Origin of the sequence: Pseudoalteromonas sp. NBT06-2, from assembly GCF_002276045.1 — a bacterium.
GTDB lineage: Bacteria > Pseudomonadota > Gammaproteobacteria > Enterobacterales > Alteromonadaceae > Pseudoalteromonas.
Window position 1 is genome coordinate 1 of record NZ_NQMR01000207.1, and the last position, 8893, is coordinate 8893.

Genomic DNA, 8893 nt, shown 5'->3' on the forward strand with positions numbered 1-8893 from the left:
TAACGTTTAGATGGCCAAATTTTATGGGTGTCTATAGTTGTTAACCCTAACATATTAATATTTCATCATAAAATAAACATCAAATAATCTGAGGTAAAATTGATCTGTTTCAATACCACCTAATATAGCTATTTATTGTTCAACTTTTAATAAAAAGCCCTATAGTTATATAGGGCTATTTCATATTTTGCTCCCAAAGAAGCTAAACCTTCGGGCAACTAGCCACGTAGGGGGGGGGAATAAAAGTGTTCCACCCCTTTGATATGAAGCCCTAATGAATACCTGATGTGTCCCATTCTTTTAACTTGGCAACAATCAATAATTCTAATTCATAGGTCGATGAAAAATATTTTGCACTTGTTGTATATTGAAAAACAACATCTTTATAACTAGATTTAGCATTACATTTAACGTTACTCAGGTCTTTTTTTTCATCTTCAAGTGGACCCACCGTACAGCTTCCTATCCATGGACTAGATTCATCAATAATGCCAGAGTCAGTTTTGACGTAATGCCATATTTTAGGGTGACCAGATTTAGAATATACTCGATAAAAATCTAGAGTAGGATCTTTTGATACGACTCGATTTTTATACAACCCTTTTCCTGTTAGAGCATCCTTCGCGTCCTGAGAAACGTTCATATTTCCTGAGCTACCAATAAGTATTATTACATTTTCCATGAGTGACTGACCTATACTATCTCCAATCCCAATTTCCATTAAGGGAACTTTTAGGGATATTTCATCAGTTTTTTCATCCAAGCCATCTTCAGAAACTACAGATTTTGGCAAATTGCCAATGATCACCTTTTTAGGTATTTGAAGTGATGTATCTGTAAATTGAACAAAAACATTTTCCATATTAGTCTGCCCTGAATTATCACACCCGTTCGCTAATGTAACGACACATAAAAGCCCCGCTACTTTAATTACATTTCGCATATATTTCATCATTGGTCACATCCATTACACCACATATTACTATAACTGTTTGCGTCAAACATTACTGGAGACCACCCGGTTGCATTTGGAACATATACACCAGGTATTGAATGCGTACCTCCAAAAATATGAGCAGGTATTCCGTGATTTGCAAATACAGCATGATGATAATCAGCTACCTGTTGAGGATTAAGTAAGTTACTTATACCTGACGTATCTCCCATCACAGCCTGCGCGTGAGCAAGTGCTAGTTCTGCCCCTATTTGTTCCATTGATATACTTAAGTCGTTGCCCTGAATATAACCTTCTAGGTCTGACCAAGTATGGGCAGCAGCTAGCTTTTCGACTGTGCTAGCTCCCACATAATCGGCATCTCCCCATCCTGTCAGAGCTGTTTTTGCAACAGGATCTCCATCATCATATCTAGAACGCCAAAACTCTTTGTATTTACCATTTTTGGCTAATGCCATTTGGTCTTCAGTAATTGGCGAACCTTTTCTCGGATGCATTTCTTCATTAAATGCCCGTGAAAAAGCTCCAGTTACAGCTCCATTTGCAAATTTACCGCCAGTTATTTCAGAAACAGTTCCCCCAACTACTGCTGACGCAACAATTCTACCCACTTTGGTTGAGATACCATCGATGGTTCCACCCATTGCTTGGCTAACTCCAGCACTTGCAAATCCATGTCCGAATTTTCCGCCATTGAGCACACTGCTAATCCCCCCAGCCATTCCATGCGCCATAACCTTAGCGAACTTCATACCTGACGATAAAACTCCGCCTGCGGCTTTGGAAACTCCTTGAAAATGTGTTCCTATTTGATTAAACATTCCAGCAGCGAATGCTCCAACTAAAGCACCTTTCAGTGACCCTGTAGCGATCCCTCCAGCAAAAAAACCTCCAGCCATTGCTTGCCACAAAGGTGCTCCCGCCCCACCAGTCATAATTGTTATCGCGATAGCTACAAATGGTGCAAATTTTCCAAGAGCCTTATTTAATCCTTTAAATAACTTATTAAAGAAATAACCACTAGGATCAGTCATAGACATAGGATTGTTCAAGACATAACTATAACGATTGTAACTCTGACTATTTTTCGGTGCCTGAATATGCGGATCAGCCTGCAAAAACCTACCCAACGTTGGATCGTAAATCCGACCGTTCATATGAACAATGCCTAAATCAGATAACTCTTTATGACCGGTAAATCCTTTGCTTTCAGCTGGACTTTGTTGTTTTAGCATGCTCAATAGAGAGCCCGAAGTATAAAATCGACTTTGTTTACCCCAAGCATCATAACGTACATGTTGCACTATTCGTCCAGCTTGATCTGTAATGCTGGTCGTAGAGCCTAAATGGTCTTTATGGATATATAATGTTTCATATGTCACGCCAGTATCGCGTTCTGTAATAATGGCATTACCGACATAAAACTTATGTTCTTTATTGGTTGGTGTAATGACGCGTTCGTATAAACCTTTTACATATAAAGTACTTGTAATTCCTGTGCTACGTACATCTGTACGACGATACATATCACGGGCATAACCATACTCCATCGTGGTTTTAATACTCCCTTTGGTTATTTCATATGGTTTATCGTAAGAAGTATATTTAAACTGGCGGCTGCCGTCTGATTCAACATTACCGCGATTATCATAACTTAATACTTTAGCGCCGACTTTATGTAAGCGGTTACTATTGCTGAAATAACGATAAGTACCGCTATTGCCTTTTTTAGTTAAATTGCCAAAGGCATCATAACTATAGTCTTCAGTGACATACCCTGAGGTACAGGCTGTTTTACCAGCATAGATACGCGTATAATCTAAGCGGTTTAATCCATCATAAGCAAACTTTTCACAATAATTTTGATTGCTACTCATACCAAAGTTATGCGAGCGTTCAAGTAAATTACCTAAATCATCAAACTTATAATTTTGTGCAACGTTAATATAGTTGCCTTTAACACCTATTGAGTCAATAAATCCAGTTTCTGCATCATAGCTTTTATTTTCAGTGACATTATTACCATATTTAACCGATGTCACTTTACCTGAGGCATTAATTTCTTTTACTTGCGAATATACGTACCCGGTATCTGCATTAACTAGGCTAATAGGTTGGCTAAATTCATTATAGTTTTGCTTGACTGCAAAGCCTTTAGCTGGATATTGGGTATATTTAACTCGATTAAAGGCATCATAATGTAATGCGGTGGTAAATGATTCACCGTCGATAGTTGTTTTGGTTTCGCCTACTTGTAAATTATCGCGATAGCTAAATTCATCTTGGTAGTTGGCATTGGATAAATTACTACACTGACTGTGTGATTGTCCGGAGCCTTTTTTATATCCCACTTTGGTTAATTTACCAGCAAGTTCATTACCTTGATTTCGTGCTGCATAAGCCCAACAAGTTAAACCGTCAGTATCGAGGCGTGATAATTTACGGCCAAAACTATCAAATTTAAAGCTTGTAGTTTGGTTATCACTATTAGTCTGTTGATAAAGTTCGCCATGGCTATTATACCAATATTGCCAAGTGCCTTTATCAGCATCAGCCATACTTGTTTTACGACCTAGACTATCTATATTATTAGTGACTTGCGTGCGTCCATTTACGATTGCTTTTAGCAGATCATTATTGGCATTATATTGGTAAGTTAAATTAGTCGTCGCTATCGAGTCATCAAAATTGATAACTTTGCTTAATTGACCTATATAGTTTTTTGTTTCAACTACTTTATTAGCAATGCTGCCGGCATCATAACTGAGAGTGGTGGTGGTACTATGGTCAAACTCACGTACAACTTTACCTCGAGGGCGTTCTTCTTGGTAAACTCTACCTAACCTATCATAAGCGTAGGTTGTGATATCACTCCCCGCAACGTTAACACCGGATGTGCTTACTGTATAGGGCTTACCTTGTAGATCATAAGTTTGTTCTTGTACAAACCAACCACCGCCAAAATCGGATGCGCGCTGTACTTTTGTAATAAGTGTGCGGCCCCATTTATCAAGATAAACTTGTTTTTCTGGTGCGCCACTAGATACCGTGATTATTTTAATAAAAGCACCGGGTATATTACAGCTGCCATTACAAAAGCTCTTAAAGGTTTTTTGTTCTAAGGTCGGCATATTCCCCGCAGTTTTAGTTAAAGATGCTGTTGCTTGACCAAAAATATCGAATGAGGTTTCTTTTTTTGCACCGTGTTGTGAGGTGACTACTGTTTTTGTGATACGTCCTTTAGGGCTAGTGCCATTATTACCAGCACTACCAGTGTACTGCGTCATTGTTTGATAATTACTGTCACCATTAATGGTTTGACTAATAGGCAAACGACCTCTGCTATCAAATACTGTGCTACTTGAGCGGGTATTTATTGAGTTGGTTGCATTTGTTGCTACAAATGACTTGCCCGTTTTATTACCCCAATCATCATAACTATGAGTTGTTTTACCTAACTCATTGCTTTCAGTGTTAAGTAAGCCATTACTGAGGTAAGTGAAGTTGGCTGTTCGTATAATATTATTCGCGCTATTATCACTTACAGCAGCTTTTACACCGTTATTAAGTTGGTATTTAGTCACAGTTGATTTTGATAATCGCCCTAAAACTTTTGTTGCTGCACTGTTGCCATAAATGTTAGAGGTTGTGGTGACATGTTTATCATTTGAATTTTCTGCATTGGTTACTGTAACTGAGGCGCTGGTTAAATTACCGTAACTACTTTGGTAATTTGTGGTCGCTGTGGTATTTAACTGTTTTGATTCAGATAAAGTTTTATTTAAGGTATATGCTTTTTCGTCTGATTTGTGTAAATAAACTTGTATAGCACCATTGATACTTTTTTGATGTTTCCAGGTGTTTTTAGCAAAACTCATTAATTTTTGATTATTACCAACACCTAATGTTTGCGTTGTGGATTTAGGCATACCGGTGTAAGGCGCTAATTGATGGTAAGTGGTTTCTGTCGTAACACAAGCATTATAATCAGTGGTGCTTTTTTCTTCATAACGATAAATCGGCTCGCCTTCAGAATCTTTACCCATAAAAATACGTTCAAGCGCAGTGCTGGTAGGACAGGTTTGTGGATCAATTGTTCTGATACGCTCAAACCCTAAATTACCATGACCATTTTTATGGATCAGTAACCCGCCATATTGGTATATGACAGATGCAGTAGTGCTGTCGGTGACATCACTACTGACTCGAGAAACCACAAAAACACCAGCTTTGGGGGAAAAGTAGTCTTTATGTAAGTTACCATCACTATCAAAAGCTTGTGTTGATTCAGTGTCTAAATAGGTTTTCACTAGATCATGTCTGAAATTATCATATTTACTGGTTATATTGGCATAGTTAATAAAGTTTTTAACGCCATAGCCATTATCAAATTGACTGATCACATCATAAAGCTTATTGGCTCCACGGCCGTATTTTACCGTCCATTTACTATCTTTACCTTGCAACAAATCCATTTTGCCATCGCCATTTACATCACCAAACTGCATCATGGCATCTTTTGTAAACGACATAGTGCCGCGCTTTTGAAATGTTACAACGCTGGGGTCGTCTATTAATGGTTTTGCAAAATAACTGGTCCAGCTATTTTTTGTTGTGTTTGAAATAAGTAAGTCTGTTCTACCATCTGCTGATACATCCATATAATATGAATTATCGTCTTGGTCGCTATTGACTATTATGTTTGAATTAGTTGACCATTTTGCCGTTTTTCTATCAAGTAAGGTTTTACCATTTGATAAGCGATATACCAATGTATCGCCATTTCGCCATAAAATATCGCTTAAACCATCACCATTTAGGTCTACAATTCTAGGGTTGTTAAACGCATTTCCAGAATAAGTTGTAAGCGGTTTTGACCAATCTTTAGCACTGTATAAATACCATGCATTATCATAAGAAGTACTACATTGCCTGTTGGTCCTTTGAATTGTAACAGCTGATGTGCTTTGTAAATTTACTGCCTGAATTTGACCATCTGTTTTACATGTCTTAATTGTTGTACTTCGGCCAATTAATAATTCTGTTTTTCCATCGCCATCTACATCAAAAAATGCAGAGTGAGCGAATCCAGCTGTTTTATCGTATTGCGTTTTACCATTGTTGATTTTATTTGTGACAGTTGTTTCGTCACGACCTAAGTCTATGTTGTTTTGATATCCAGGAATGCTAACGAGTTGTTTTTCAGCTGAAAAATTACCATTCGATAAGTTTTCATACCAATGGATCACTAAACTGCTACTGCTTTTGCTAAAAACAATATCTAAATCAGCATCGCCATCGATATCCATTATTCGAATACGACCTTCAAGCCCATGTGCCTGTTTACCAAGTGAAGAGGTATTAGTTTGGTAAGTATAAGTACGGCATGGATCAAGTTCAGGTTCGATTATTTCATCCCTAGGGTTATTCGAAGGGCATGATGTTGATGTGACTTTTTTTGATTTATGAGTAAGAGCATACCAGCTTGAGTCTTTATCTTTTGCGACTAATAAATCTTGTACCCCATCACCATTGTAATCAAGTATTTGTGCATATTCAGCTTTGTTATCGAGTGAAGTATTAGATGTGATTACTTGTTCAGTTGTATAATTAGGACCATATTTTACACGCCAACCACTTTTTGGGTATACGATATCTGTAAAACCATCGCCATTAAAATCAAAAATTTGGGCTTTTGAATAATTACTGACTGAAATTGTTTTTGCATTATACTCTTCAAATGCTTTAAAAGAATCTGTAGTTGGGACTTGATAACATTCTTTGATTGGAGGGCCAGAGCCAATATCTTCATAAGTACATTCTTCCCTAGTACCAGATGTAATCGCAGGTGCTTTTTGCCAGTCAAAGCTTAAAGATTTAAGATTTTTGTTATTTACTGATTCTGTTATGGTTTGTAAATAATTTTTTTCTTCCAAAAAATCTGACTCTAAGTAGCTTAATGCATATTTTCGATGCTCAACATTGTCAACTTTCACTTCAATTGAAGTTAATAATTTAGTAGAAGCGACTGGTGAACCATATTGCCAACCTACTTTTATTTTTTTATTTTCTTTATAATTAAATTTAACTTGAGCATATGCTGATAATGATTTTTTGGTGTTTCCTGTATAGTTTATTGTTGTTAAGTAATTTTCACCAGTGCTGCGTTTAGTGTCATAAACATAATAAAAATAGTTATATTTAACATCCTGCACTGCTTTAAGTAACCAGGATTTTGGTACAGCTGTAGTAGAAGGTTGTAATAATAAAGCATCACTCATGTAGCTATTTGAATAGGGAGCATTTTGTGGAATAGCATAAGCTGAGTTAAATGGAACTTGTGTTAATGAAGTCCCTGATGTAATTGCTTTATGATCGCCATAGTAATGTATTTCTCCAGATTTGGTTTCAACAGTAAAAGCACTTAAAACCCCATTTTTATAATGAGGTTTAATTTTATTAAAGCTGTCTTTGGTTGTCACATAGCTGGCGTTACTAGCCCAATAAGCGGAATCGGTATCTTTAAAGTTTTTTATTTCTTTGTTAAGTGAGTCAAAGGTATCTGAGGTGCCCGCTGCATTGGTTAGTGAACGAGAGCTTTTTGATAAAACGAGTCTTTGACCATCTAAGCATAATCGATCGTTATTACTGAATGTTATACCATCTTGTATATCATCATATAATTTGTTTTTTGGACAGCGAGAGATCCCTGAGGCAGCACTTAAATTCCAGCCCCTGCCCATTAAACCATCGCCACCTTGAGATGTGTAACTAAGTGATACTTGGGGCTGCACTCCAGCAGTACCTGCTGGAATGTTAATAGGTACATTATATGTTGCAGCACCCATTTCTGATACTTTAAACTGTGCTGTAGTGGCGCCTATGTAATCTGTTTTACTACTACTAGGAGTGACACTTCTAGTGCCAAATACGTTTTCCACTTCGACTTTATTACTGTTAGCTGTATCAGAACAAGTTAGTTTTCCTGATGTGAATGCGTTTGTATCGCAGCTATTTCCAGACATACAAGCTGAAACTTGATATCTATAATGCCCAGCCGAAGGCATATCATTAATGATAATTTGATTATTGTTAATGGTGACATTTTCAGCAGTTTTGCATTGCCACGCACCGAATGTTCCGGTATCAGTATCCTGTGCTCGAAAGTAATATGCTTGTGTTGCGCCAATATTGCCCACATTTATATGTATATTATTACCAGAAGAATAGGGCGTAGTACTATCAATGCCTATTTTTGGTAAAGGAACAAATGTTGTTATATCTCCTGTACTAATAGGGATCCAGGTTGAACTTGCAAATACGGTTGAAGTGGCGACCGCAAATAACGCGGACACTAATTTTAATTTATTTTTGACAAGGGTCATTACATTTTCCAAGCAATTATTTTACTAAATCATTATAAATTTTATGATGTTAAGTGCGATTAAAACTTTAACATTACCCGGTTGATATAGCATACTGAGTCTGAGCTCTCAAAATTAATGGTTAATGGTTTACCTAATGTTGCAGCTGTTAATGCAACAGATAAAATGTTTGGCATTGCTTCTGCTTTTACACCGTTTTTACCAACAGTTATATAATAATATTTACTACTGTTAGTGCACTGGGTGTTGTGTGTTTTAAATGTTAATACGATAGTACCGTTACTTAAGGGATAGATAGTATTTACTTGTGAAGTGTGCCACGTAGCGCCGGCATTAATTGAAAAACTTATTGTACTTATAAGAAATATTGCAAGTTTAGTTATGTGGTTCATTATTTTTATTTTGTTCCTAAAATTATTTTTATTGATTGTATTACATGCTTTGTTACAAATGAACACCTACACCTAATCTGATGCAAATATATCATAGAAAAACCCCTTCTCTGGATGAAACAACCGAGTAAGTTCCATTTCTTCACCACAATAGGCGCATG

At 36.8% G+C, this 8893-nt stretch carries 3 protein-coding genes; all 3 read right to left on the bottom strand.

Annotated features, from left to right (window positions below; genetic code table 11):
• Positions 1–271: 271 nt before the first annotated feature.
• Positions 272–862, bottom strand: coding sequence for a hypothetical protein (locus CJF42_RS23850; RefSeq protein WP_141235647.1), 591 nt, complete (start codon positions 860–862; stop codon positions 272–274).
• An 89-nt stretch (positions 863–951) separates the two neighbouring features.
• Positions 952–8340 (bottom strand): toxin TcdB middle/N-terminal domain-containing protein, encoded by a 7389-nt coding sequence (locus CJF42_RS23855; RefSeq protein ID WP_095369043.1) that lies wholly within the window; start codon positions 8338–8340, stop codon positions 952–954.
• A gap of 59 nt (positions 8341–8399) precedes the next feature.
• Positions 8400–8732: a response regulator receiver protein gene (locus tag CJF42_RS23860; protein ID WP_095369044.1), complete on the bottom strand. Its 333-nt coding sequence runs from the start codon at positions 8730–8732 to the stop codon at positions 8400–8402.
• Positions 8733–8893: the final 161 nt, after the last annotated feature.

Excerpts from the sequence above, each read along its gene's own strand:
- CJF42_RS23850 (WP_141235647.1), bottom strand. The coding sequence starts at position 862 with ATGGAAAATGTTTTTGTTCAATTTACAGATACATCACTTCAAATACCT.
- CJF42_RS23855 (WP_095369043.1), bottom strand. The coding sequence starts at position 8,340 with ATGACCCTTGTCAAAAATAAATTAAAATTAGTGTCCGCGTTATTTGCG.
- CJF42_RS23860 (WP_095369044.1), bottom strand. The coding sequence starts at position 8,732 with ATGAACCACATAACTAAACTTGCAATATTTCTTATAAGTACAATAAGT.